Here is a 25,108-nt window from a genome sequence, read left to right on the forward strand (position 1 = left end):
CGATCCCCCGGCCCACAGGAGCCAGCACGTACCGCCCCAGGGCCACCCACGGCCACACGAACAACGCCCGGCCCACCCAGGCCAGCGCGCGCCCGAAGGGGGCGAGGACGTACGCGTACAGCCACCGCGCCGGCACCAGCACCAGCGTCCGGGCCAGCCACCCCACCACCGTGCCCACGGCGCGCCCGGCGGCGGCCAGCGCGCTTGCGACCGTGCGGCCCAGCCAGGCCAGGCCGTGGCCGAGCGGGGTCAGCACCCGGCGGTGGAGCCACACCGCCGGCACGACGATCCCGTACCGGACGAGGGGCACCACGACGTACCGCCACAGCAGCACCCAGGGCATCACGAGCACGGCGTGAGCGACGTGCCCGAGCGCCTTAGCGACGGGGACGAGCACCTTCCGGTACAGCCAGGCCAGCGGCGTCACGACCACGACACGCACGACCGCGCCGAGCGCGCGGCCCACCGCCTTCGCACCGAGGGCGAGCAGGTCCCACACCATCCGCACGGGAACGACCAGGACCAGCACCACGATGCGCACCGGAATCCTGATGACGGCGGTCAGACAGCCCTCCCCCTGCGCCCCCTCACGCCGCGACGCGGGCGGCTGCGGCTGAAGCGGCTGCGCCGGGTGCTTCTCGAAGTCCATACCGCAAGAGACGCAGCGCCCCGCCGTACGGATCCACGACACGGCCGCCGATCCTGATCTGTGTGTCCATCTGTGGACCGTCACGCGTGCCCACATCCGACGAGGGCCGTGCGCCGTTGAGGCCATGTGAAGAAATACAAGCGGACCGGGCAGAGGCGCCATGCGCCGTACTCCGACTGGAGAGAGACGGATCTGTCCCTACTGCGGGAGCTGCTGGACGCGGAGTCGTCTCTACCGCCGGACGCGCCCCGGGCTCTCGTGTCCGTCCGGCTCTCGGCTTCGAAGGCCGAGAGCACCTCGCCCGTGCGGCAGGAACTCGACCTGCGCCTTCTTGCCAGGGAGCGGGGGTACCGGGTCGTCGGCGTGGCCAGTGATCTGAACGTCTCCGCGACACGGGTTCCGCCATGGAAGCGCGTCGGAAGGGACGGGAACCCGATCAAAGTGGCAGATCCGATCCTCACCGAAGCGCAGTGGCAGTCGCTTCAGGGCGCCCTGCGCAAGCGGGCGAAGACGCAACCCGCCCGACAGAGGGGAGGCGCGACAGAGTTCCTGGGTGTGCTGGTGTGCGCGGACTGCGGGACGAACATGACGGTGCACAGGACCACCGTGAAGCAGCGCGGGTACGCGTACCTTCGCTGCCGGAACTGCCCCAGTGGCGGGCTGGGTGCCCCCGATCCGGAGGCGGTGTACCGCAGGCTGGCCGACGAAGTCGTCACCGCGCTGGGCGCGGAACCGGTCCGGGTCCGGGAGTACCAGCCGGGCGTGGCCGGCCTCGCCCGGCCCACGGAGGGGGACGGCCTGAAGGCGGAAGCGGCCCGGGGCCGTTGGGTCGAGGTCCGCAACGGCGACACGTTCCGCGATCACTGGGAACGAGGCGGCCGAGGGGTGATGGCCGACGATCTGCGACGAGCGGGCATCACCTGCGAGGTCAGCAGGCACAAAAGGCCACGGGTCAGAGCGCCCGAGGTCCGGCTGAAACTGACCGTCCCGGAGGATGCGCGGGAGCGCCTGGTCGTCAAGACGGACGTGTTCGCGGACAAGTAGCGGCGGGGACGTCCCGTAATGACTACGCCTCCGGCGACTGGCGGCGGCCCTGTGCGCGCCCGGACGCACACAGGGCCGAAACGTCCGCTACTTGTTGACCACGGTCAGCGGCAGGAGTTTCTTGCCGGTCGGCCCGATCTGGATGTCGAGGTCGAGCTGAGGACACACCCCACAGTCGAAGCACGGCGTCCAGCGGCAGTCCTCGACCTCGGTCTCGTCGAGCGCGTCCTGCCAGTCCTCCCAGAGCCAGTCCTTGTCGAGACCGGAGTCCAGGTGGTCCCAGGGCAGGACCTCCTCGTACGTGCGCTCACGCGTCGTGTACCAGTCGACGTCCACGCCGAAGTCCGGGAGCGTCTTGGCGGCCGCGTCCATCCAGCGGTCGTAACTGAAGTACTCGCGCCAGCCGTCGAAGCGGCCGCCGCCCTCGTAGACCGCGCGGATGACGGAGCCGATGCGGCGGTCGCCGCGCGAGAGCAGGCCCTCGACGATGCCGGGCTTGCCGTCGTGGTAGCGGAAGCCGATGGAGCGGCCGTACTTCTTGTCGCCGCGGATCTTGTCGCGCAGCTTCTCCAGGCGGGCGTCCGTCTCCTCGGCGCTGAGCTGCGGCGCCCACTGGAACGGGGTGTGCGGCTTGGGCACGAACCCGCCGATGGAGACGGTGCAGCGGATGTCGTTCTGGCCGGAGACCTTGCGGCCCTCGGCGATGACCTTGACGGCCATGTCGCCGATCTGCAGGACGTCCTCGTCGGTCTCGGTGGGCAGGCCGCACATGAAGTACAGCTTCACCTGACGCCAGCCGTTGCCGTACGCCGTCGAGACCGTCCGGATGAGGTCCTCTTCCGAGACCATCTTGTTGATGACCTTGCGGATGCGCTCCGAACCGCCCTCGGGGGCGAAGGTCAGGCCGGACCTGCGGCCGTTCCTGGTGAGTTCGTTGGCGAGGTCGATGTTGAAGGCGTCCACGCGGGTCGACGGCAGGGAGAGGCCGATCTTGTCCTCTTCGTACCGGTCCGCGAGGCCCTTGGCGACGTCCGCGATCTCTGTGTGGTCGGCCGAGGACAGCGACAGCAGGCCAACCTCCTCGAAGCCGGTCGCCTTGAGGCCCTTCTCCACCATGTCGCCGATGCCGGTGATGCTTCGCTCCCGCACGGGGCGCGTGATCATGCCGGCCTGGCAGAAACGGCAGCCGCGGGTGCAGCCGCGGAAGATCTCGACGGACATCCGCTCGTGGACGGTCTCGGCGAGCGGGACCAGCGGCTGCTTCGGGTAGGGCCACTCGTCGAGGTCCATGACGGTGTGCTTGGACACCCGCCACGGCACGCCGGAGCGGTTGGGCACGACGCGGGCGATTCGGCCGTCGGGCAGGTACTCGACGTCGTAGAAGCGCGGAACGTAGACCCCGCCGGTCTTGCTCAGCCGGAAGAGCACCTCGTCGCGCCCGCCGGGCCGGCCTTCGGCCTTCCAGGCGCGGACGATCTCGGTGATCTCCAGGACCGCCTGCTCGCCGTCACCGATGACCGCGCAGTCGATGAAGTCCGCGATCGGCTCGGGGTTGAAGGCGGCGTGGCCGCCCGCGAGGACGATCGGGTCGTCGAGCGTGCGGTCCGCGGACTCCAGCGGGATGCCCGCGAGGTCGAGGGCGGTGAGCATGTTGGTGTAGCCGAGCTCGGTGGAGAAGCTGAGGCCGAAGACGTCGAACGCCTTGACGGGCCGGTGCGCGTCCACCGTGAACTGCGGGACGTCGTGCTCGCGCATGAGGGCTTCGAGGTCGGGCCACACGCTGTAGGTGCGCTCGGCCAGGACCCCCTCGCGCTCGTTCAGTACCTCGTAAAGGATCATGACGCCCTGGTTGGGCAGCCCGACCTCGTACGCGTCGGGGTACATGAGCGCCCATCTGACGTCCGTGGCGTCCCAGTCCTTGACGGTGGAGTTGAGTTCGCCGCCGACGTACTGGATCGGCTTCTGGACGTGAGGGAGAAGCGCTTCCAGGCGTGGGAAGACCGACTCGACAGGCATCGTGTGTCTCTCATGAGCTGGCAGGGGTGACCATCAAGCGTACCCCGGCCGTCAGCCGCCCAGATCCGCCCGGAGTTTCCCGGCCGTGGCCCGCTTCCAGGCGTGTGCGATCTCCTGTTCGCCGGCGTCGGCGGCGGCTTCCTCCCGCCCGTACAGCAGGCCCCAGGTGAACGCCGTCTCGCCGGCCGCGTGGGCCTGTGCGGCCAGGGTCCGCAGCGTCTCGCGGGTGACCACGCCGTCCTGGTGCGTGCCCAGGACGGACTGCACGGCCTTCATGCGCTGGGAGAACCGCTTTGCGGGCTTGCCGAGGGCCGGCTGGGCGGCGTCGGCGGCGTACCGGGTGCGCTTGGCGGCCTTGCGCGCGTTGTGCAGCGCGTGGTCGCGCTCCTGTCCGTGCGGCAGGGCGAGCGCCGTCTCCATGCGGTGGGCGAGCCGGCCGTAGTCCTTGAGGAGGGCCTCGGGCAGGACCTGGGCGGCCCGCTTGGAGGCGGCCGCGCGCAGTGGCGGATCGGTGAGCAGGGCGTCGAGGGTGGTGAGGAGGTCCAGGTAGCGGGGGCTGTCGAGTGCGGCGAGGGTCTGTTCGCGCACGTTCTGGCGGCCGGTCACGGACCAGATGCGCAGGCGTCCGCGTACCGGGCCGAGCAGCAGGGTCCCGGGGATGTCGTCGGTGCGGGTGTGGAGGCGGCCGTCCAGCACCTCCTGGTCGCGGTCGGCGCCCAGTTCCCGGGCGAGCCACTTCAGCTCCTCGGCGACCGGGTCGGTGGCCGTCCGGTCGAGGACCTTGCGGTAGGTGCGCAGGGCGCTGCGCAGGCGGCGGGTGGCGACGCGCATCTGGTGGACGGAGTCGGGCAGGTCGCGGCGTACGGCCGGGTCGTACGCGACGAGTGCCGCGTACTGCTCGCGCAGGTAGGCGAGGACGTGGTCGCCGGCGGTCCCGGCGCGCGCTCCGGGCCGGGCCGGTCGGGGTTTCTTCCACGACGGGGCGGTGTCTTCCAGGGCCCGGGCCAGTTTGGACTCGGACGTGGCGGCGCGCAGGCCGGCCTTGCGGAGCCGCTTGTCGACGGCGTCGAGGAAGGCGGGGTCGCCGCCGTCGGACAGTTCGACCTCGACCTCGGTCCAGCGGGTGGTGGCCCCGTCGGCGGCGACGCCGAGGCGTTGGGCGGTGACGGTGTCGACGCTGACCTCGGCGAGCGGCTCGCCGTCGGCGTCCAGGAGGTGACGTACGTCGCGCACGCTGCGCAGCCGTACGACCGGGACGACCGGCTCGGCTCGGGTCCGCGAGCGGGTCAGGGCGATCAGGTCGGGGGGCGGGCCGTCGGTGAGTGGCGCCCCGATCTCGTCGCGTACGCCCGGGGAGACGGGGAGCTTGAGGTGCCAGCCCGCGTCGGAGCCGCCGGTGCGGCGGCGCAGGGTGAGGGAGTCCGCGGCGAGCCGCAGGTCCGCGGTGTCGTAGTAGACGGCGTCGAGTTCCGCGACGCCGTCGTCCCGTACGGACGACACTCCGGCGACCTTGGTCAGGTCGGGCAGCCGGGTCTCGTCGGTGGCTTCGTACTTCCGCTCGATCTCGCGCTTGGTGTCCGCCATGCACCAAATTTAGTGCTTCGCGGGCCGGAAGGTCAGCCCGCGGAGCACGAACACACCCGGTGCTCACTCCCCTCGCACGTGATCCCCACGTCCGGCCGCCCGGGGTTGTCGGACGTGGGGGCCCAGGATGAGGGCCTTACGCCGACATGGGTCGCTGCACCCTGATCGACTGGAGCAGGCCGATGGCGACCCACACCGCGAACATCGACGATCCGCCGTACGAGACGAACGGCAGCGGCAGTCCGGCCACCGGCATGATGCCGAGCGTCATCCCGATGTTCTCGAAGGACTGGAAGGCGAACCAGGCGATGATGCCGCCGGCGACGATCGTGCCGTAGAGCTCGGTCGTCTCGCGGGCGATGCGGCAGGCGCGCCACAGCACCACGCCGAGCAGCAGCAGGATCAGGCCGGCGCCGAGGAAGCCGAGCTCCTCGCCGGCGACGGTGAAGACGAAGTCGGTCTGCTGCTCGGGTACGAACTGTCCCGTGGTCTGGCTGCCCTTGAACAGGCCGGTGCCGGTGAGGCCGCCGGAGCCGATGGCGATGCGTGCCTGGTTGGTGTTGTAGCCGACGCCCGCCGGGTCGAGTTCCGGGTTGGCGAACGCGGCGAAACGGTTGATCTGGTACTCGTCGAGCACACCGAGCTGCCAGACGACGACGGCGCCGACGGCCCCGGTGCCGATGAGGCCGAGGACCCAGCGGTTGGAGGCCCCGGAGGTGAGCAGCACGCCGAGGATGATCACCGCTATGACCATGACGGAGCCGAGGTCGGGCATCAGCATGATGACGACGATCGGTACGACGGCGAGGCACAGGGCCTTGACGACGGTGCTGTGGTCGGGATGTTCCTGGTCGCCCGCGTCGACGCGGGCGGCGAGCAGCATCGCCATGATCAGGATGATGGTGATCTTGGTGAATTCGGAGGGCTGGAGGGAGAACCCGCCGCCGATCACGATCCACGCGTGGGCGCCGTTGATGGTCGCGCCGAGCGGCGTGAGGACGAGCAGGACCAGCACGACCGACAGGCCGTAGAGCACCGGCACCGCGCCGCGCAGGGTCCGGTGACCGAGCCAGATCGTGCCGATCATCAGGGCCAGCCCGATGCCGGTGTTGAGGATGTGGCGCCAGAGGAAGTACTCGGGGTCGCCCTGGTTGAGCTGGTCGCGGGTACGGGTCGCGGACCAGACGAGGAACGCGCCGATGACGGACAGGGCGAGCGACGACCAGAGCAGCGGCCAGTCGAGCCGGCGCAGCATCGAGTCACGGGCGGTGAGCTTGGCGAGGGTGCCGCGCTCGGGAGCGTAGCGCTGGACGGAGAAACCGTGCGGGCCGGACATCAGTCGCCACTCCTGCCGATCGCGATCTGCTGGTCGGCAGCCGGATCCTTGGGCTTCTCGGGTACGTACGGCCTGATCTGCGGGGCGTCGATGGAGCCGTCCCGGCTGATCTTCGGGAGGTCCTTCTGCGGCTTGGGGAGCAGGGCCTTCTTCGGGTTGATGTCGCCGTCGTCGCTGACGCCGTAGAGGGCGTCGTAGATGTTGCGTACGGCGGGGCCGGAGGCGCCGGAGCCCGTACCGCCCTGGGAGATCGTCATGACGATGGTGTAGTCGTCGGTGTACGTCGCGAACCACGAGGTGGTCTGCTTGCCGTAGACCTGGGCGGTGCCGGTCTTGGCGCGCATCGGGATCTTGTCCTGCGGCCAGCCGCCGAACCGCCAGGCGGCGGTGCCGCCGGGCTCGACGACGGAGCGCAGGCCCTTGTCGAGGTCGCTGATGGTCTCGGCGTCGACCGGCAGTCGGCCGTCGGCCTTGGGCTCGATCTCCTCGATCCTCTTGCCGTCGGGGCTGATCACGGCCTTGCCGACGGTGGGCTTGTAGAGGGTGCCGCCGTTGCTGATGGCGGCGTAGGCGGTGGCGAGTTGGATGGGGGTGATGAGGACGTCACCCTGGCCGATGGCGAAGTTGATGCTGTCGAAGGCCTTGAGCTGGTTGCCTTCGAGGCAGCTCTCGTAGGCGATCTGCTCGACGTAGGTGCCGCCCTTCTTGCCCTGCTTGCACCACGAGTCCTTGTTGGCCTTCCAGAAGTTCTGCTTCCACTGGCGGTCGGGGATGCGGCCCTTGACCTCGTTGGGCAGGTCGATTCCGGTCTCGCCGCCGAACCCGAAGTCATGGGCGGTCCGGTAGAACCAGTCGTGGGCGCCCTTTTTGGGCTTTATTCCGCCGTCGCGCTGCCACTCCTCGTGGCCGAGGCGGTAGAAGACGGTGTTGCAGGAGAACTTGAGGGCGTCGCCGAGGGTGATGGGGCCGTGCCCCTTGGACTCGAAGTTCGCGAAGCTGCGGCCGCCCATGCTGTAGGAACTGCTGCAGTTGTAGCGGTTGTCGAAGGGGTGGCCGGCCCGCACGGCCGCGCTGGCCGACACCACCTTGAAGACGGAGCCGGCGGGCGCCTGGCCCTGGATGGCGCGGTTGAGCAGCGGGTAGTTGGAGTTCTTGCCGGTGAGCCTGGCGTACTCCTTGCCGGAGATGCCGCCGACCCAGGCGTTGGGGTCGTAGTCGGGCTGGGAGGCCATGGAGATGACGCGCCCGGTCTTGGACTCCATGACGACGACGGCGCCCGAGTCGGCCTCGTACGGGCGGCCGGTGATCTTGTCGGTCTCCTTGCGTACGGTCTTCATCGCCTGGTGGAGCTCGTACTCGGCGACGGCCTGCACGCGCGCGTCGATGGACGTGACGACGTTGGAGCCGGGCACCGTCGGGTCGTTCTCCGCCTCGCCCATGACGCGGCCGAGGTTGTCGACCTCGTAGCGGGTGACGCCGGCCTTGCCGCGCAGTTCCTTGTCGTAGGTGCGCTCGAGACCGGAGCGTCCGACCATGTCGGAGCGCAGGTACGGCGACGGGCCGTCCTTGGCCTTCTCGATCTCCTCGTCGGTGACGGGCGAGAGGTAGCCGAGGACCTGGGAGGTCCTGGCCTTGCCCGGCGCGGTGTAGCGGCGTACGGCCGTCGGCTCGGCGGTGATGCCGGGGAAGTCCTCGGCGCGCTCGCGGATCTGGAGGGCCTGCTTGGTGGTGGCCTCGTCGGTGACGGGGATGGGCTGGTACGGCGAGCCGTTCCAGCAGGGCTGCGGGGTCTCGTTGTCGCAGAGCCTGACCTTGTCGGCGACTTCCTTGGGCTTCATGCCCAGTACGCCGGCGAGGCGGGCCAGTACGCCCTTGCCGTCGTCCTTCATCTTCATCAGCTCGGTGCGGCTGGCGGAGACGACGAGGCGGGTCTCGTTGTCGGCGAGCGGCACGCCCCGGGCGTCGAGGATCGAGCCGCGGACGGCGGGCTGGACGACCTGCTGCACGCCGTTGCCGGCCGCTTCGGCGGTGTATTCGTCACCGTTGCGGATCTGGAGGTACCACAGGCGGCCGCCGAGCGTGAGCAGCAGCGAGAAGACGAGGACCTGGATGATGATGAGCCGGATCTGGACCCTGGGGGTCCGCCCGGTCTCGGGAATGTTGCTCACGCGGTCCCCTCCTCGACGTCCGTGGTGCGAGCGGTGGTCACAGCCGCTTGACCCCCTTGATGCGTCCTGCCCGTGCCGCCCGGGAGCGGGCGGCCTTGACCCTCAGGCCCGCGCGCTGGCTGCCGATGCGCAGCCCGGTGCCGGAGGCGAGCCAGCCGCTGGCCACGTCGGAGCCGTTGGTGCCGCTCTGGCTGTCGGCGAGCGGGTCGTTCTCGGCGCGTCTGGCCAGGGCCATGACGACCGGCACGACGAACGGGGCGAGCAGCAGGTCGTACAGCGCGGAGGTGAGCAGCAGGTTCACGATGCCGACGTGGCGGGCGGCCGTGTCACCGACCAGTGCGCCGACTCCGGCGTACAGGAGGGTGGAGCCGATGGCGGCGACGACGACCGCGACCATGGGGGCGGTCGCGGACCTGATCTGGCCGTTCTCCGGCTTCGCGAGTCCGGCGAGGTAGCCGATGACGCACAGGACGAGCGCGTAGCGGCCGGCGGCGTGGTCGGCGGGCGGGGCGAAGTCGGCGAGGAGGCCCGCGCCGAAGCCGATGAGGGCGCCGCTCATGGGTCCGTACACGAAGGCGAGGCCGAGGACGGTCAGGAGCATCAGGTCCGGTACGGCTCCGGGCAGTTGCAGCCTGGCGAGCACGGTGACCTGGACGACGAGGGCGACGACCACCAGGGTGGTGGAGAGCAGCATCCGGTTGAAGCGCATGGGGTTCAGCTCCTACTCGGTGCCGGTGGCGGGGTCGGTGCCGTCGGCGGGAGGCCCCGAGGGCGTGACCGTGACGGTGACCGTGGGGATGGGCTTGGGGCCCGCGGGCTTCGGCGGCAGGACCGTGTCGCGCGGGTCCTTGCGCGGCGCCTGGACGACCACGCCGACGATGTCGAGCTTGGTGAAGCCGACGTACGGGCGGACGTACACGGTACGGGTGAGGTCGCCGCCCGCCGGGTCGACGCGGACGACCCGTCCGACCGGAACGCCCGGGACGAACGGCTTCGCGGCCTGCGAGCCGAAGGTGACGAGCCGGTCGCCCGCCTTGACCTTGGCCTTGCCGTTGAGCATCTGAACGCGCAGCGGGCGGTCGCCCTGGCCGGTCGCGAAGCCGAGCTCGTCGGTCTTCTCCAGGCGGGTGCCGACGGTGAAGTCGGGGTCGTTGGCGAGCAGTACGGTCGCGGTGTCCGGGCCGACGGTGGTGACGCGGCCGACGAGTCCGTCGCCGTTGAGCACCGTCATGTCGCGCTTGATGCCGTCGTTGCCGCCGGCGTCGATGGTGACGGTCCAGGAGAAGCCCTGGGCCGCTCCTATCGCGATGACTTCGGCGCCCTTGATGCCGTACTGGCCCGCGCCGGCCCGCTTGAGCATCTTGTCGAGCTGGCGTACGCCGCTGCGGTTGCGGTCGTCGCTGCCGAGCTTCTGCTTGAGTGCGGCGTTCTCGCGTTCGAGGACGGTGAGGCGGTCGTGCCGCTCACCGGAGTCCCGAACGGCTCCCACGGCGTTGCCGATCGGGTCGACGGCTGCGGCGACCCCGTTCTCCACCGGTCCGAAGACGGTGGCGGCGGCCCGCCTGGCGCCGTCGACCGGCGAATCCTCGCCGCCACGGATGTCCACCGTGATCAGCGCGAATGCGATGGCGATCAGCAGCACCAGGAGCAGCCGACTCTCTCGTGTGTCCCTCACGTGCGGCGGCCGTGCCTTCCTCGTCGGAATTCTCGTGTCTGTATATCAACGATCCGCCGCACGAGAGGGAAGGCCTCGTACGGCGGATTCGTCAGGGCGGCTCATCGTCGGGGCTGGGCGTCCAGTACCTGCTGGAGTGCTTCGAACTCCTCGACGCACTTGCCCGCTCCGAGCGCGACGGAGTCGAGCGGGTCCTCGGCGATGTGGATCGGCATGCCGGTCTCCCGGCGCAGACGCTCGTCGAGACCGCGCAGCAGGGCGCCGCCGCCGGTGAGGACGATGCCGCGGTCCATGACGTCGCCGGAGAGCTCGGGCGGGCACTTGTCGAGCGTCGTCTTCACGGCGTCGACGATGGCGTTGACCGGCTCCTCGATGGCCTTGCGGACCTCGGCCGCCGAGATGACGACGGTCTTGGGCAGACCGGAGACGAGGTCACGGCCGCGGATCTCGGTGTGCTCGTCCTTCTCCAGGTCGAACGCCGAGCCGATCGTGATCTTGATCTGTTCGGCGGTGCGCTCGCCGAGCAGGAGGGAGTACTCCTTCTTGATGTGCTGGATGATCGAGCTGTCCAGCTCGTCGCCGGCGACCCGGATCGACTGTGCTGTGACGATTCCTCCGAGGGAGATGACGGCGACCTCGGTGGTGCCGCCACCGATGTCCACGACCATGTTGCCGGTGGCCTCGTGGACGGGCAGGCCCGAGCCGATGGCCGCGGCCATGGGCTCCTCGATGATGTGCACCTGGCGGGCGCCGGCCTGGGTGGACGCCTCGATGACGGCGCGGCGCTCGACCCCGGTGATACCGGAGGGCACGCAGACGACGACACGGGGGCGGGCCAGGTAGCGCCGCTTGTGGATCTTCAGGATGAAGTAGCGGAGCATCCGCTCGGTGATTTCGAAGTCGGCGATGACGCCGTCCTTCAGCGGCCGGACGGCAACGATGTTGCCCGGCGTCCGGCCGATCATCTTCTTGGCCTCGGCACCAACGGCGAGGATCCCGCCGGTGTTGGTGTTGATGGCGACGACGGAGGGCTCGTTGAGCACGATCCCTTTGCCCCTGACGTACACCAGCGTGTTGGCGGTCCCGAGGTCGACAGCCATGTCACGGCCGATGAACGACATTGAGTTCCCCTTGTTCCCCATGAGGATGCGTCGGGCCTTCCCAAGTGGAGCGGTTGGCTTTTTAGGACGGCGAAGTGGGTGGTGCGGGCGTGGAGGTTTCCATCGTAGTGCCGCCTGCACGGAAGCGGCGCGAGGGTCCTACGCCATTGTGAGCGGAACACGTACCCGTCCCAGTCATGGTGACGTCGTGTCGGGGGGATCCGTTCCCCACATCTTCCCGCATATGCCGGGGGGCGGCCGAATTACTTCGGTCGCCCCAGGCCATGGCCTCTGTTTGGCTGATGTCGCGTCAGGAAAGACCGGGGAAGAAAAGCTTCAGTTCCCGCTCCGCGGACGCTTCGGAGTCCGAGGCGTGGATGAGGTTCTCCCGGACGATGGTGCCGAAATCCCCACGGATGGAGCCAGGAGCCGCCGCGATCGGGTCAGTGGGACCCGCCAACTGGCGTACACCCTCGATGACGCGCTCGCCCTCGACGACGAGCGCGACGACGGGACCGGACGACATGAACTCGACCAGCGGCTCGTAGAAGGGGCGGCCCTTGTGCTCGCCGTAGTGCTGTTCCAGCGTCTCGTGGTCGAGCGCGCGCATCTCCAGCGCGGTGATCTTCCAGCCGGCCTTGCGCTCGATGCGGCCGACGACCTCGCCGATCAGCCCACGTCGGACCGCGTCCGGCTTGAGAAGGACGAGAGTGCGCTGAGACATGTACGGGGCTCCTTGCGGGCATAGCGGATGCGATGCCCTGAGGCTACAAGGGCACGCGGCGGGGGCCGCACCCGGCACTGGTGACGGCGGCCCCTACGAGGCCGGGGCCTGGGCCTCCTCGGCCTGCGCCTGGGCGGCCCACCGCGCCTTGGCCTCGTCGATCTTGCGGCCGTAGTGGAGGGAGGCCCACCACAGGCCCGCGAAGACCACGCCGAGGAAGAACATCGCCGGGACGACGAAGCCGCTCACGATCAGGCCGATCTGGAGCGCCCAGCCGAGCTGCACTCCGCCCGGCCGGCCGAGCATGCCGCAGAGCACGACGGACAGCACCATCGCGGCGCCGCAGACCGTCCAGACCGTCGTCACCGACAGGTCGTCGGACTTCATCGCGACGAGGCCGGCGAAGGCCACCACGAAGAACTCGCTGATCAGAGTGGACGCGCAGAGCATACGCACAGGATTCAGCCCCTCCCCAGGAGCAGCCGGGCTTCGCCGACCGTGATCACGGAACCGGTCACCAGAACGCCGCCGCCGGCGAACTCGCCCTCTTCCTCGGCGAGCGTGATGGCGGCCTCCAGCGCGTCGTCGAGGCGCGGCTCGACCTGGACGCGGTCGTCGCCGAAGACCTCGACGGCGATCGCGGCCAGCTCGTCGACGTCCATCGCGCGCGGCGTGGAGTTACGGGTGACGACGACCTCGGCGAAGACCGGCTCGAAGGCTTCGAGCACGCCGCGCACGTCCTTGTCGCCGCTGGTGCCGACGACGCCGATCAGGCGGCTGAAGCTGAACGCCTCCGTGACGGCCTCGGCCGCCGCCCGCGCGCCCGCCGGGTTGTGCGCCGCGTCCAGCACGACGGTCGGGCTGCGGCGTACGACCTCCAGGCGGCCCGGCGAGGTGACGGAGGCGAAGGCCTTGCGGACCGTGTCGATGTCCAGGGTGCGCGCGTGCTCCGCGCCGATGCCGAAGAACGCCTCGACGGCCGCCAGGGCCACCGCCGCGTTGTGCGCCTGGTGCGCGCCGTGCAGCGGCAGGAAGACCTCTTCGTACTCGCCGCCGAGTCCGCGCAGGTTGACCAGCTGGCCGCCGACCGCGATCTCGCGGGACACGACGCCGAACTCCATGCCCTCGCGGGCCACCGTGGCGTCGACCTCGACGGCCTTCTTCAGCATCACCTGGGCCGCGTCGACCGGCTGCTGGGCCAGGACGACGGTGGCGCCCTGCTTGATGATGCCGGACTTCTCGACCGCGATCTCGCCGGGCGTGGCGCCGAGCCGGTCGGTGTGGTCCAGGTCGATGGGGGTGATGACGGCGACGGACGCGTCGATCACGTTCGTGGCGTCCCAGCTGCCGCCCATGCCGACCTCGACGACCGCCACGTCCACCGGCGCGTCGGCGAACGCGGCGTACGCCATGCCCGTCAGCGTCTCGAAGAAGGACAGGCGGTGCTCCTGCATGCCGTCGGTCATCTCGACGTACGGCTCGATGTCCCGGTACGTCTCGATGAAGCGCTCGGGGTCGATCGGCGAGCCGTCCAGGCTGATGCGCTCGGTGATCGACTGCACGTGGGGGCTGGTGTACCGCCCGGTACGCAGCTCGAAGGCGCCGAACAGCGCCTCGATCATGCGGGCGGTGCTGGTCTTGCCGTTGGTGCCGGTGATGTGGACCGAGGGGTACGCGCGCTGGGGCTCGCCCAGGACGTCCATCAGCGCCGCCATCCGGACCAGCGACGGGTCCAGCTTGGTCTCAGGCCAGCGGCCCAGGAGCTCCTGCTCGACGGCACGCAGCGCCTTGTCCACCTCCGGGTCCTGCGGGCGTCCGGCGGCGTCGTCACCCTGGCGCGGGGCGCCCTGGGTGCGCAGCGTGCGGCTGCCCGCCTCGATCACCGCCAGGTCGGGATCGCGGCCGGTCTCGGCCTCGACGATCTCTTCGAAGGCGTCGGGAGTGTCGCTGTCATCGTGCGGGGGGAGCTGGCTCACGGCACCAGTCTACGGAGCACCGGTGACAGCGCCCCGCCAGGACCCGCGCGCCGCCTCCGGCCCCTGCCCGGAGCGCCCCGGGACCGGCTTCGCACCGCCTTCGGCCGCTCTGCGGCGGCGGAACCGGCGATGTCGTGCCAGCCTGGGGACACCACGATCGGAGGTTTCTCCAGATGGGTGACACGGCCAAGGACATCGGTATAGACCTGGGCACGGCGAACACCATCGTCTACGCCCGGGGCAAGGGCATCGTGCTCAACGAGCCGTCCGTAGTGGCGGTGCAGGCCGGCTCCGGCACCGCACTCGCGGTCGGCCGGGAGGCCAGGGACACCATCGGCCGCACGCCGGGCTCGATCACGGCGATCCGCCCGCTCAAGGGCGGTGCGATCAGCGACTACCGGGCGGCCGAGGAGATGATCCGGCACTTCGTGCGCAAGGCCGTCCCGGGCCGCAACCCCCGCACCCGCATGGTGCTGTGCGTACCGAGCGGGATCACTCCGGTCGAGCAGCGCGCGATCGTCCAGGCGGCCGAGCGGGTCGGCGCCCGTACCGTGCATCTGGTAGACGAGCCGATGGCGGCGGCGATGGGCGCCGGGCTGCCGGTGTCCAAGGCGCACGGTTCGATGGTCGTCGACATCGGCGGCGGCACCACCGAGGTGGCCGTGATATCCCTCGGCGGGATCGTCGCGGCATGGTCGCTGCGGGTCGGCGGCGACCGGCTGGACGAGGCCATCGCCGACCATGTGCGCAAGGAGCACGGGCTGCTCATCGGCGAGCGGACGGCCGAGGCCGTGAAGCTGGCGATCGGTTCGGCGTGCCCGGTGCCGGAGGACCCGGAGCTGGAGCACCGCACCTGTGCCGTGGGCGGGCGGGAGAAGATACCCGGCGGTCTGCCGCACACGCTGGAGCTGAGCGCGGCCGAGGTGCGGGCGGCGCTCGACGAGTCGTGCGAGGCGGTCGTCTCGGCGGTGAAGTCGACGCTGGAGGAGTGCCCGCCGGAGCTGGCCGACGACGTCATGGAGCACGGCATCGTGCTGACGGGCGGCGGGGCGCTGCTGCCGGGACTGGACCTGCGGATCGCGGCGGGCGCCGGGATCCCGGTGTTCGTGGCGGACGACCCGATGGACTGCGTGGCGCTGGGAACGGGCAAGTGCGTCGAGAACTTCGACGCGCTGGAGGACTTCCTCGCCGACTGGTAGCTCCCCGGAACACGCGCGAGGGCCCCCGCGTGCCGGCGCGGGGGCCCTCGTCGTGCGTCGTACGCGCGCCTACTTCTGCGGCAGCGCCGCGAGCTGGGCGGTGATGCGCTCGATGTCCGCCTCGGCCTTGGCGAGCCGGCCGCGGATCTTGTCGACCACGTTGTCCGGGGCCTTGGCCAGGAAGGCCTCGTTCCCGAGCTTGCCGTGCGCCTGGGCCTTCTCCTTCTCGGCCGCCGCGAGGTCCTTCGCCAGGCGCTTGCGCTCCGCCTCGACGTCGATCGTGCCCGACAGGTCGAGCTCGACCCGGGCGCCGGCGACCGGCAGGGACGCGGTGGCGTGGAAGCCCTCCTCGGCCGGCTGGAGGCGCAGCACCTGGCGGATGGCCGCCTCGTGCGGGGCGAGCGCCGTACCGTCCAGGGTCAGCCGGGCCGGGACCTTCTGGCCGGACTGCAGGCCCTGGTCGGAGCGGAAGCGGCGGACCTCGGTGACGACCTGCTGGACGAGCCCGATCTCCTGCTCGGCCGCGGCGTCGCGGAAGCCCGAGTCACCGGGCCAGTCCGCGATGACGAGCGACTCCTTGCCGGTGAGCGTGGTCCACAGCGTCTCGGTGACGAAGGGGACGACCGGGTGGAGCAGGCGCAGCATCACGTCGAGGACTTCGCCGAGGACGCGGGCGGAGACCTTGGCCGGCTCGCCGCCCGCGAAGAAGGTGGTCTTGGACAGCTCGACGTACCAGTCGAAGACCTCGTCCCACGCGAAGTGGAAGAGCGCGTCCGAGAGCTTCGCGAACTGGTAGTCCTCGTAGTACGCGTCGACCTCGGCCACCGTGGCGTTCAGCCGGGACAGGATCCACCGGTCGGTCGCCGACATCTGCTCGGCGGGCGGCAGTTCGCCCTCGACCGTCGCGCCGTTCATCAGCGCGAAGCGGGTGGCGTTCCAGATCTTGTTGGCGAAGTTGCGGGAGCCCTGGACCCAGTCCTCGCCGATCGGGACGTCGACGCCCGGGTTGGCGCCGCGCGCGAGGGTGAAGCGGACGGCGTCGGAGCCGTACTCGTCCATCCAGTCCAGCGGGTTGACCGCGTTGCCGAAGGACTTCGACATCTTCTTGCCGAACTGGTCGCGGACCATGCCGTGCAGGGCGATGGTGTGGAACGGCGGGGTGCCGTCCATCGCGTAGATGCCGAACATCATCATCCGGGCGACCCAGAAGAAGAGGATGTCGTAGCCGGTGACCAGGACGGAGTTCGGGTAGAACTTCTCGACGCTCGGGGTCTGTTCGGGCCAGCCGAGCGTGGAGAACGGCCACAGGCCGGACGAGAACCAGGTGTCCAGGACGTCCGTGTCCTGGTGCCAGCCCTCGCCGGTGGGCGCCTCGTCGTCGGGGCCGACGCAGACGACCTCGCCGTTCGGGCCGTACCAGACCGGAATGCGGTGACCCCACCACAGCTGGCGCGAGATGCACCAGTCGTGGAGGTTGTCGACCCAGCCGAAGTAGCGGGGCTCCATCTCCTTCGGGTGAATCGTGACGCGGCCGTCGCGGACCGCGTCGCCGGCCTCCTTGGCCAGCGGGCCGACCTTGACCCACCACTGGAGGGACAGGCGCGGCTCGATGGTCGTCTTGCAGCGCGAGCAGTGCCCGACGGAGTGGACGTACGGGCGCTTCTCGGCGACGATCCGGCCCTCGGCGCGCAGCGCGGCGACGATGGCGCTGCGGGCCTCCAGGCGGTCGAGGCCCTGGAAGGGACCGTGCGCGGTGATGACGGCGCGCTCGTCCATGACGGCCAGGTTGGGCAGGCCGTGGCGCTGGCCGATCTCGAAGTCGTTCGGGTCGTGGGCGGGCGTGACCTTGACGGCGCCGGTGCCGAACTCGGGGTCGACGTGCTCGTCGGCGACGACCGGGATGCGGCGGCCGGTGAGCGGCAGCTCGATCTCGGTGCCGACCAGGTGCGCGTACCGCTCGTCGTCGGGGTGGACGGCGACGGCGGTGTCACCGAGCATCGTCTCGGCGCGGGTCGTGGCGACGACGATCGACGCGTCCCCGGAGACGTACCGGATGGAGACGAGCTCGCCGTCGTCCTCCTGGTACTCGACCTCGATGTCGGAGATGGCCGTCAGGCAGCGCGGGCACCAGTTGATGATGCGCTCGGCCCGGTAGATCAGCTCGTCGTCGTACAGCTTCTTGAAGATCGTCTGGACGGCCTTGGACAGGCCCTCGTCCATGGTGAAGCGCTCGCGCGACCACGCGACGCCGTCGCCGAGGCGCTTCATCTGCCCGGAGATCTGGCCGCCGGACTCGGCCTTCCACTGCCAGACGCGCTCGACGAACGCCTCGCGGCCCAGGTCGTGGCGGGACTTGCCCTCCTTGGCGAGCTCGCGCTCGACGACGTTCTGGGTGGCGATGCCGGCGTGGTCCATGCCGGGCTGCCACAGGGTCTCGTAACCCTGCATGCGCTTGCGGCGGGTGAGGGCGTCGATCAGCGTGTGCTCGAAGGCGTGCCCGAGGTGGAGCGATCCCGTGACGTTCGGCGGCGGGATGACGATCGTGTACGGCTCCTTGCCGCTCTTCTCGTCCGCCTCGAAGTAACCGCGTTCCACCCAGCGCTCGTACAGCTTCCCCTCTACCTCGGCCGGCGCGTACTGGGTCGGCAGTTCGGGGGCGGGGGCTGCTGGCTGCTGCGATGAGTTCTCGGTCACGGGCTCAGTTTACGGGCGTCACAGCCCCGTACCGAAACCGGATTCTTGGTAACGGTGAGGGCCCCGCCGCCCCCGGACGGCGGTGGTTCCGTCAGGATGTTCGCAACGCACCAGTATCTGGAGGGGAACCCAGTCCATGAGCTACAACCAGCCGGGCCCGTACGGCGGGCAGCAGCCCGGTCCTTACGGCCAGCAGCCGCCGCAGGGTCAGCCGAACCCGTACGGACAGCAGCCCCCGCAGGGCCAGCCCGGCTACGGCTACCCCCAGCAGGCCCCGCCGCCGCAGGGTTACGGGTACCCCCAGCAGGGCCAGCAGCCCCCCTACGGCCAGCAGCCTCCGTACGGCCAGCCCCAGCAGCCGGGCCCCTACGGTCAGCAGCCCCCGTACCCGGGCGGCATGGTGCCGCCCCCGCCGGGCGCGCCGAAGAAGAAGACGGGCCTGATCGTGGGCGTGGTCGTCGTGGTGCTCGCGGTCGTCGCGGGCGGCGCGTACTTCCTGATGTCGGGCGGAGGCAGCGGTGACGTCGCCGACGACGGCAAGCGGTACAAGCTGACGGCGCCGGAGACGATGCTGGGCGAGTACAAGAAGAACACCGCCAATGCCAGTGGCGCGAGCGGCGGCCTGCCCGCGAAGGACGCGGCGGAGCTGGAAGCCGTGGGCATCGCCAATCCGCAGCAGGAGGGCGCCGCCTACAAGGTCGGTGAGGGACCGACCGCCAAGCAGCTGAACTTCAACGGTGTCTGGGGCGAGATCGAGGACCCGGAGGCCGTGCTGGACGCGATGTTCGCGAAGCAGAAGGAAAGCGTCGACAAGAACACGGCCCAGGGCCTGAAGATCGAGCTCATCGGCGAACCGGAAGCGGTCACTCCGGACGGGTTCGAGAACGGCGTGATGAAGTGCCGGATGATGAAGATGTCCGGCATGAGCGGCGCTTCGTCCTCGGGCGCCCCCTCCGCCATCACCATCCCGTCGTGCATCTGGGCCGACCACAGCACCCTGGGCACCGCGAGTCAGGCCGACCCGGCGTCCTTCCTCAGCGGGAAGGGCCAGACGATCGACGAGGCGGCCGCCACCGCGACCAAGGTCCGCAACGAAGTGCGCGTCGAGATCAAGTAGTCCTCCCGCACCGCGGGAAGCACGCGAAGGGGCGCCCGGCCAGTTGGACTGGCGGGCGCCCCTTCGGCGTACGGACCGGACGCTTACGCGGACTTCTCGTGGCGGCCGTCGTTCTTGATGATGCGCGGCTCGCGCGGGACCAGGGTGGGGTTCACGTTGTTGTGGACCACGTCCGCCGTGATGACGACCCGGGCCACGTCCTTGCGGGACGGGACCTCGTACATCACCGACATCAGCACTTCCTCCATGATGGCGCGCAAGCCCCGCGCGCCCGTCTGGCGGAGGATCGCCTGGTCCGCGATCGCCTCCAGCGCCTCGCGCTCGAACTCCAGCTCCACGCCGTCGAGTTCGAACAGCCGCTCGTACTGCTTCACCAGCGCGTTGCGCGGCTCGACCAGGATCTGGAGGAGCGCCTCGCGGTCCAGGTTGTGCACCGAGGTCAGGACGGGGAGGCGGCCGATGAACTCGGGGATCATCCCGAACTTCACCAGGTCCTCCGGCATGACCTCCTGGAACTGGTCGCTCGCCTCGATCTCCCGCTTCGAGCGGATCGTCGCGCCGAAACCGATGCCCTTAGCGCCCGCACGCGACTCGATGATCTTCTCCAGGCCGGCGAATGCGCCGCCCACGATGAAGAGCACGTTCGTCGTGTCGATCTGGATGAACTCCTGGTGCGGGTGCTTGCGGCCGCCCTGCGGCGGCACCGAGGCCGTCGTGCCCTCAAGGATCTTGAGGAGGGCCTGCTGGACGCCTTCACCCGATACGTCGCGCGTGATCGACGGGTTCTCGCTCTTTCGTGCGACCTTGTCGATCTCGTCGATGTAGATGATCCCGGTCTCGGCCTTCTTGACGTCGTAGTCGGCCGCCTGGATCAGCTTCAGCAGGATGTTCTCGACGTCCTCGCCGACATACCCGGCCTCCGTCAGCGCCGTCGCGTCGGCGATGGCGAACGGGACGTTCAGCATGCGCGCGAGGGTCTGGGCCAGCAGCGTCTTGCCGGAGCCCGTGGGGCCCAGCAGGAGGATGTTGGACTTGGCCAGCTCGATCGCGTCGTCACGGCCCGAGCCGGCGCCCGCGTTCTCACCCGCCTGTACGCGCTTGTAGTGGTTGTAGACCGCCACCGAGAGCGCCTTCTTGGCGGGCTCCTGGCCGACTACGTACCCCTCGAGGAACTCGTAGATCTCCCGCGGCTTGGGGAGTTCCTCCCAGCGCACCTCGGAGGTCTCTGCGAGCTCCTCCTCGATGATCTCGTTGCAGAGGTCGATGCACTCGTCGCAGATGTACACACCGGGTCCTGCGATGAGCTTCTTCACCTGCTTCTGGCTCTTGCCGCAGAACGAGCACTTGAGCAGGTCGCCGCCATCACCGATGCGTGCCACGAGGTGCTTCCCCTTCGCCTGGGAGACGCCACGTTCAGCGTCTCCTGGTGCCTCATATCCGACGGTACCTTGCCTGGCCCCCCGTTCGGGCCCCCCTTGGCACGGTTCACATCGACGTGCCCGGTGCCAAGGGGTCGGCTGCCACGCGTCAGGCGCCCACTGGCGCGTTCTTGCGGGTGGACACGATCTGGTCGATCAGACCGTACGCAAGGGAGTCCTCAGCGGTCAGGATCTTGTCGCGCTCGATGTCGTCGCGGATCTTCTCGATCGGCGTGGTGGAGTGCTTCGCGAGCATCTCCTCCAGCTGAGAGCGCATCCGCAGGATCTCCTGCGCCGCGATCTCCAGGTCGGAGAGCTGCTCGCGGCCCGTCTGCGACGACGGCTGGTGGATCAGCACCCGCGCGTTCGGCAGGGCCATGCGCTTGCCCGGCGTACCGGCGGCGAGCAGGACGGCCGCGGCGGAGGCCGCCTGGCCCATGCACACCGTCTGGATGTCCGGCTTCACGAACTGCATCGTGTCGTAGATGGCCGTGAGGGCCGTGAACGAGCCGCCGGGGCTGTTGATGTAGATCGAGATGTCGCGGTCCGGGTCCATCGACTCCAGGCACAGCAGCTGCGCCATGACGTCGTTGGCGGACGCGTCGTCGATCTGCACGCCGAGGAAGATCACGCGCTCCTCGAAGAGCTTCGCGTACGGGTCGTACTCGCGCACGCCCTGCGAGGTGCGCTCGACGAAGCGCGGCACGATGTAGCGGTTGTCCACCTGCGGGCCGGTGTAGAGGCCGCTCGCGGAGAATTCGTTCATGTGGGTATTCACCATCCTGATGGCGTTCGGTGGGCTGGGGTGGCTCGGCTGCGGGGATCAGGCCCCGGTGCCGCCGCCGCCCGGAACGCCCGAGGCGGAGCTGATGATCTCGTCGATGAGGCCGTACTCCACGGCTTCCTCCGCCGAGTACCAGCGGTCGCGGTCACCGTCACGGATGATCGTCTCGACGGTCTGGCCGGAGTGCCGGGCGGTGATCTCCGCCATGCGCTTCTTCGTACGCAGCAGCTGCTCGGCCTGGATCTTGATGTCCGAGGCGGTGCCGCCGAGGCCGGCCGAGCCCTGGTGCATCAGGATGTCGGTGTTGGGAAGCGCGAAGCGCTTGCCCGCGGTGCCACCGGTCAGCAGGAACTGGCCCATCGAGGCCGCGAGGCCCATACCGATGGTCACCACGTCGTTCGGGATGTACTGCATGGTGTCGTAGACCGCCATGCCCGCCGTCACCGAGCCGCCGGGGCTGTTGATGTAGAGGTAGATGTCCTTGTCCGGATCGGCGGCAAGGAGGAGCAACTGCGCTGTGATCTTGTTGGCGATGTCATCGTCGACCTGCTGGCCGAGGAAGATGATCCGCTCGCCGAGCAGCCGGTTGTAGACCTGGTCGCCGAGGCCTCCACCGATGGACGGCTCACCCGCGGCGTACGGCATCAGATTCGTCACGTATACACCTGCTCGTCTCTGACGGCTTCGGCCGTCTCAGCGTCTTCGTACCGGAGAGCGGGGACTCCCCACTCTCCTCTTCATGGACCCTAACGCGCAGGTAGGACAACGCCATCCCGCTTCCCGAACTGTTCGCTGGGAGCGCAAGCTACGGGCCGGCGCCCGCATACGGTGACGGGCCCGGACGCGTGATGCGTCCGGGCCCGTCACCGCAGATCAAGCAGATCGGATCGAGGCTCAGGCCTCGGTCGTCTTCTCCTCGGAGGAGGCCTCGGCGGCCTCGGAGGAGTCGGCGGCCTCGGCGGCCTCCTCTTCCTCGTCCTCCAGCTCGACGGCCTCACCGTTGGTGTCGGTGACCTTGGCGGCCTCGACGACGACGGCGAGCGCCTTGCCGCGGGCGACCTCGCCGACGAGCATCGGCACCTGGCCGCCCTCGACGACGGCCTGGGCGAACTGGTCGGGGCTCATGCCGGAGGACTGCGCGCGCCGCATGAGGTGCTCGGTGAGCTCCTCCTGGTTGACGTTCAGCTTCTCCTTGTTGACGAGCTCGTCGAGGACGAACTGCGTCTTGATGCCCTTGACCGCCTGCTCGCGCAGCTCGGCGTCGAACTCCTCGGCCGTCTTGCCCTGGATCTCGAGGTACTTCTCGATGTCCAGGCCCATCTGGCCGAGCTGGTGGTGCTCCAGGTTGTGCTTGCGGGTCTTGACCTCGTCCTCGAGCAGCTTCTCGGGGATCGGGACCTCGACCAGCTCCAGCAGCTTCTCCAGGACGCGCTCCTGGGCCTGCGTGGCCTGGTCGTACTGCTTCATGTTCTCGAGGCGCTTGCGGCTGTCGGCCTTGAGCTCGTCGAGGGTGTCGAACTCGCTCGCCATCTGCGCGAAGTCGTCGTCCAGCTCGGGCAGCTCACGGGCGGCGACCGCGGTGACCTTGACGGTGACCTCGGCCTCCTTGCCCTCGGCGCTGCCGCCCTTGAGCGAGGAGGTGAAGGTGGCCTCGCCACCGGCCTCCAGGCCGGTCACGGCCTCGTCGATGCCGTCGAGGAGCTCTCCGGAACCGATGGTGTACGAGACACCCTCGGCGACGCCGTCCTCCAGGACCTCGCCCTCGACCTTGGCCTCCAGGTCGATCGTGACGACGTCACCGTCGGCGGCGGGGCGCTCGACCGGGTTGGTGGAGGCGAAGCGCGCGCGCAGGTCCTCCACGGCCTTGTCGACGTCCTCGTCGTTGACCTCGACCGCGTCGACCTCGACCTCGATGCCGGAGTAGTCCGGGATCTCGATCGTCGGGCGGATGTCGACCTCGGCGGTGAAGGAGAGCAGCTCGCCGTCCTTCAGCTCGGTGATGTCGACCTCGGGCTGGCCGAGAACGTTCAGCTCACCCTCGTTGACAGCCTCGGTGTAGAACTTCGGGAGGGCGTCGTTGACGGCCTCCTCCAGCACAGCACCACGGCCGAACCGCTGGTCGATGACTCGGTTCGGGATCTTGCCCTTGCGGAAGCCCTTCACCGTGACCTGCTGGTTGATCTTCTTGTACGCCGCGTCGAGGCTGTCCTTGAGCTCCTCGAAGGGCACCTCGATGCTGAGCCGAACCCGGGTCGGGTTCAGGGTCTCCACGGCGCTCTTCACGGTTCGGTCTCCTTGGGGCTGACTTCTGGGGTTCTGCTGGGCCGCGCGGGAGGCGGCTTCGCCGTTTCGAGCCCGGCACATCAGACACACGGGCACGAGTTTGCATAGTAACGGCAAGCAGGAAGACTCCCACAACGCGATCTTGATCCGGTGATCGCGCGGGATCATGTCGGGTGATGGTCGGGGTGGCCGGATTCGAACCGACGACCTTCCGCTCCCAAAGCGGACGCGCTACCAAGCTGCGCCACACCCCGTCGGTGCGACACGTAGGGTACATGCCCGGGGACAGAACGGCCGCCGCTTTACGGGCGTCGTATCGGGTGTGCATCAACGCCCGGGGACCCGCTACGATGCTCTTCGTGCCGCGGTCACGTGACCTGCGGCGCACTGTGCGGGCGTAGCTCAATGGTAGAGCCCTAGTCTTCCAAACTAGCTACGCGGGTTCGATTCCCGTCGCCCGCTCCACTGCTTCCGGCCCGGCTCGGTGATCACGTCACCGAGCCGGGCCGGTGGCGTTTGGGGAGCCGCGCCGCCCGTCTGCCGCGGCTCCTTCAGAAGCTGATCTGGTTGATGGTCTCCGCTATCGAGTTCAGGAAGCGGTTGATCGACGGCGCCATCCCGGTGGACGCGAGGAAGAAGCCGAAGAGCACGGCCACCACCGCCGGTCCCGCCTTGATCGAGCCCCCGCGGATCAACACCACCAGGACGATCGCCAACAGAAGCACCACAGACAGTGAAATGGCCACAACTGATCACACCCTCGGTCGGTCCGCCTTGCCGGCCCGGGAGCGCACGGCCCAGCGCACTCCCGCAGGCACCATCGTGCCACCAACTCACCACTGGTGGCTGCCGGGTGACGCAACGTCGACGGCCGGCTCACGCTGCCGGGAGGTCCGGCGCACACCCCGGGGCGCGGGCGCCGCATATGCGCGCCGCGGAATTGATCTGCCCCGTGCGGGAGTTAATAGACGTGATCGTTTCGCCTTCCACACATCATGTTCGCAGGAAATTCGAATTGGGTGGACGCCCACACATCATCGGTCGACAAAGACCCAATGAACAGGACATATCACCAGAGTCTCCCGCTGGCGGTATGCACCATTTAATCGGGATGAGTTACCCCATACGGGCGCGATGATGTGAGCCTCGCCATAAAAGGCCATCGTCATGTCGACTTCTCCGCGTACGGGGTACCCGACGAATACAAGTGAGCTGCGAACGGGGTTTTACGAAATCCATCGCGCGACGCTAGGGTGCCTCAGATGTTTCACGCTCCGCACGGATATCAGAGGGCCCCGCTCCCCCCGGCCCGGGAGCAGGAGCCCGAAACACCCCTTGCAC

General features: G+C 69.3%; 19 protein-coding genes, 2 tRNA genes and 1 pseudogene. 4 read left to right on the top strand and 18 right to left on the bottom strand.

Annotated elements, in window-relative coordinates; all coding sequences use genetic code 11:
* A pseudogene (locus tag E2E34_RS12235) lies at positions 1-649 on the bottom strand (hypothetical protein); the annotation flags it as partial.
* A 441-nt stretch (positions 650-1,090) separates the two neighbouring features.
* Between E2E34_RS12235 and E2E34_RS12240 the strand changes: the two are divergent.
* Positions 1,091-1,693 carry a recombinase zinc ribbon domain-containing protein gene (locus E2E34_RS12240; protein WP_244315673.1) on the top strand — a complete coding sequence of 201 codons (603 nt, stop codon included), beginning with the start codon at positions 1,091-1,093 and terminating at the stop codon, positions 1,691-1,693.
* A gap of 87 nt (positions 1,694-1,780) precedes the next feature.
* Here the strand turns inward: E2E34_RS12240 and E2E34_RS12245 are convergent, their stop codons facing one another.
* The 10 genes from E2E34_RS12245 to folC all read right to left on the bottom strand — a co-directional run bounded on the left by E2E34_RS12245 (position 1,781) and on the right by folC (position 14,272).
* Entirely contained in the window at positions 1,781-3,709 is a 1,929-nt protein-coding gene (locus tag E2E34_RS12245) for a TIGR03960 family B12-binding radical SAM protein (protein WP_138901927.1), read from the bottom strand.
* A 51-nt stretch (positions 3,710-3,760) separates the two neighbouring features.
* Positions 3,761-5,293, bottom strand: coding sequence for a CYTH and CHAD domain-containing protein (locus E2E34_RS12250; RefSeq protein WP_138901928.1), 1,533 nt, complete (start codon positions 5,291-5,293; stop codon positions 3,761-3,763).
* A gap of 136 nt (positions 5,294-5,429) precedes the next feature.
* Positions 5,430-6,629 carry a rod shape-determining protein RodA gene (rodA, locus tag E2E34_RS12255; protein WP_138901929.1) on the bottom strand — a complete coding sequence of 400 codons (1,200 nt, stop codon included), beginning with the start codon at positions 6,627-6,629 and terminating at the stop codon, positions 5,430-5,432.
* Entirely contained in the window at positions 6,629-8,797 is a 2,169-nt protein-coding gene (gene mrdA, locus E2E34_RS12260; protein ID WP_138901930.1) for a penicillin-binding protein 2, read from the bottom strand. Before mrdA ends, rodA begins: the two co-directional genes overlap by 1 nt.
* 37 nt (positions 8,798-8,834) lie before the next feature.
* The gene (gene mreD, locus E2E34_RS12265) at positions 8,835-9,506 is read right to left on the bottom strand and encodes a rod shape-determining protein MreD (RefSeq protein ID WP_138901931.1); all 672 of its coding nucleotides are present in this window, start codon (positions 9,504-9,506) and stop codon (positions 8,835-8,837) included.
* A gap of 12 nt (positions 9,507-9,518) precedes the next feature.
* Positions 9,519-10,472: a rod shape-determining protein MreC gene (mreC, locus tag E2E34_RS12270; RefSeq protein WP_138901932.1), complete on the bottom strand. Its 954-nt coding sequence runs from the start codon at positions 10,470-10,472 to the stop codon at positions 9,519-9,521.
* Positions 10,473-10,573: 101 nt separating this feature from the next.
* Complete coding sequence (locus E2E34_RS12275) at positions 10,574-11,593, bottom strand: rod shape-determining protein (RefSeq protein ID WP_028813452.1); 1,020 nt, start codon at positions 11,591-11,593, stop codon at positions 10,574-10,576.
* Between the two features lie 289 nt (positions 11,594-11,882).
* The gene (ndk, locus tag E2E34_RS12280; protein WP_138901933.1) at positions 11,883-12,296 is read right to left on the bottom strand and encodes a nucleoside-diphosphate kinase; all 414 of its coding nucleotides are present in this window, start codon (positions 12,294-12,296) and stop codon (positions 11,883-11,885) included.
* A 93-nt stretch (positions 12,297-12,389) separates the two neighbouring features.
* Complete coding sequence (locus tag E2E34_RS12285) at positions 12,390-12,752, bottom strand: DUF4233 domain-containing protein (RefSeq protein ID WP_138901934.1); 363 nt, start codon at positions 12,750-12,752, stop codon at positions 12,390-12,392.
* A gap of 5 nt (positions 12,753-12,757) precedes the next feature.
* Positions 12,758-14,272, bottom strand: coding sequence for a bifunctional tetrahydrofolate synthase/dihydrofolate synthase (folC, locus tag E2E34_RS12290; protein ID WP_138901935.1), 1,515 nt, complete (start codon positions 14,270-14,272; stop codon positions 12,758-12,760).
* Between the two features lie 173 nt (positions 14,273-14,445).
* Here folC and E2E34_RS12295 point away from each other — a divergent pair, with 173 nt between their 5' ends.
* Complete coding sequence (locus tag E2E34_RS12295) at positions 14,446-15,471, top strand: rod shape-determining protein (protein ID WP_138901936.1); 1,026 nt, start codon at positions 14,446-14,448, stop codon at positions 15,469-15,471.
* Between the two features lie 69 nt (positions 15,472-15,540).
* Here E2E34_RS12295 and E2E34_RS12300 read toward each other — a convergent pair whose 3' ends face one another.
* Positions 15,541-18,165, bottom strand: a complete 2,625-nt coding sequence (locus E2E34_RS12300) for a valine--tRNA ligase (RefSeq protein ID WP_138901937.1) — start codon at positions 18,163-18,165, stop codon at positions 15,541-15,543.
* A gap of 136 nt (positions 18,166-18,301) precedes the next feature.
* On the opposite strand from E2E34_RS12300, the gene E2E34_RS35910 reads away from it, so the two are divergent.
* Entirely contained in the window at positions 18,302-19,282 is a 981-nt protein-coding gene (locus tag E2E34_RS35910) for a hypothetical protein (protein WP_208765218.1), read from the top strand.
* Between the two features lie 83 nt (positions 19,283-19,365).
* Here E2E34_RS35910 and clpX read toward each other — a convergent pair whose 3' ends face one another.
* The 5 genes from clpX to E2E34_RS12330 all read right to left on the bottom strand — a co-directional run bounded on the left by clpX (position 19,366) and on the right by E2E34_RS12330 (position 24,021).
* The gene (gene clpX, locus E2E34_RS12310; protein ID WP_138894504.1) at positions 19,366-20,661 is read right to left on the bottom strand and encodes an ATP-dependent Clp protease ATP-binding subunit ClpX; all 1,296 of its coding nucleotides are present in this window, start codon (positions 20,659-20,661) and stop codon (positions 19,366-19,368) included.
* A gap of 148 nt (positions 20,662-20,809) precedes the next feature.
* Positions 20,810-21,481, bottom strand: a complete 672-nt coding sequence (locus E2E34_RS12315) for an ATP-dependent Clp protease proteolytic subunit (protein WP_138894505.1) — start codon at positions 21,479-21,481, stop codon at positions 20,810-20,812.
* A 42-nt stretch (positions 21,482-21,523) separates the two neighbouring features.
* Positions 21,524-22,129 carry an ATP-dependent Clp protease proteolytic subunit gene (locus tag E2E34_RS12320; protein WP_138894507.1) on the bottom strand — a complete coding sequence of 202 codons (606 nt, stop codon included), beginning with the start codon at positions 22,127-22,129 and terminating at the stop codon, positions 21,524-21,526.
* Between the two features lie 249 nt (positions 22,130-22,378).
* A complete protein-coding gene (gene tig / locus E2E34_RS12325; RefSeq protein WP_138901938.1) occupies positions 22,379-23,767 on the bottom strand; it encodes a trigger factor in 1,389 nt (462 codons plus the stop codon).
* 177 nt (positions 23,768-23,944) lie between these two features.
* Positions 23,945-24,021: transfer RNA gene (locus tag E2E34_RS12330), tRNA-Pro, on the bottom strand.
* Positions 24,022-24,158: 137 nt separating this feature from the next.
* Here E2E34_RS12330 and E2E34_RS12335 point away from each other — a divergent pair.
* Positions 24,159-24,232, top strand: a tRNA-Gly gene (locus E2E34_RS12335).
* Between the two features lie 86 nt (positions 24,233-24,318).
* Here E2E34_RS12335 and E2E34_RS12340 read toward each other — a convergent pair.
* The gene (locus tag E2E34_RS12340) at positions 24,319-24,513 is read right to left on the bottom strand and encodes a hypothetical protein (protein ID WP_037649254.1); all 195 of its coding nucleotides are present in this window, start codon (positions 24,511-24,513) and stop codon (positions 24,319-24,321) included.
* Positions 24,514-25,108 lie beyond the last annotated feature (595 nt).

This window comes from Streptomyces albidochromogenes (genome assembly GCF_005981925.1).
In the GTDB taxonomy this organism is placed as follows: domain Bacteria; phylum Actinomycetota; class Actinomycetes; order Streptomycetales; family Streptomycetaceae; genus Streptomyces; species Streptomyces albidochromogenes.

What these genes read in the sequence shown, in the direction of transcription:
- E2E34_RS12245 (WP_138901927.1), bottom strand. Translation starts at nt 3,709, where the DNA reads ATGCCTGTCGAGTCGGTCTTCCCACGCCTGGAAGCGCTTCTCCCTCAC.
- E2E34_RS12250 (WP_138901928.1), bottom strand. Translation starts at nt 5,293, where the DNA reads ATGGCGGACACCAAGCGCGAGATCGAGCGGAAGTACGAAGCCACCGAC.
- rodA (WP_138901929.1), bottom strand. Translation starts at nt 6,629, where the DNA reads ATGTCCGGCCCGCACGGTTTCTCCGTCCAGCGCTACGCTCCCGAGCGC.
- mreD (WP_138901931.1), bottom strand. Translation starts at nt 9,506, where the DNA reads ATGCGCTTCAACCGGATGCTGCTCTCCACCACCCTGGTGGTCGTCGCC.
- E2E34_RS12275 (WP_028813452.1), bottom strand. Translation starts at nt 11,593, where the DNA reads ATGTCGTTCATCGGCCGTGACATGGCTGTCGACCTCGGGACCGCCAAC.
- ndk (WP_138901933.1), bottom strand. Translation starts at nt 12,296, where the DNA reads ATGTCTCAGCGCACTCTCGTCCTTCTCAAGCCGGACGCGGTCCGACGT.
- E2E34_RS12295 (WP_138901936.1), top strand. Translation starts at nt 14,446, where the DNA reads ATGGGTGACACGGCCAAGGACATCGGTATAGACCTGGGCACGGCGAAC.
- E2E34_RS35910 (WP_208765218.1), top strand. Translation starts at nt 18,302, where the DNA reads ATGAGCTACAACCAGCCGGGCCCGTACGGCGGGCAGCAGCCCGGTCCT.
- E2E34_RS12315 (WP_138894505.1), bottom strand. Translation starts at nt 21,481, where the DNA reads ATGGTGAATACCCACATGAACGAATTCTCCGCGAGCGGCCTCTACACC.
- E2E34_RS12320 (WP_138894507.1), bottom strand. Translation starts at nt 22,129, where the DNA reads ATGCCGTACGCCGCGGGTGAGCCGTCCATCGGTGGAGGCCTCGGCGAC.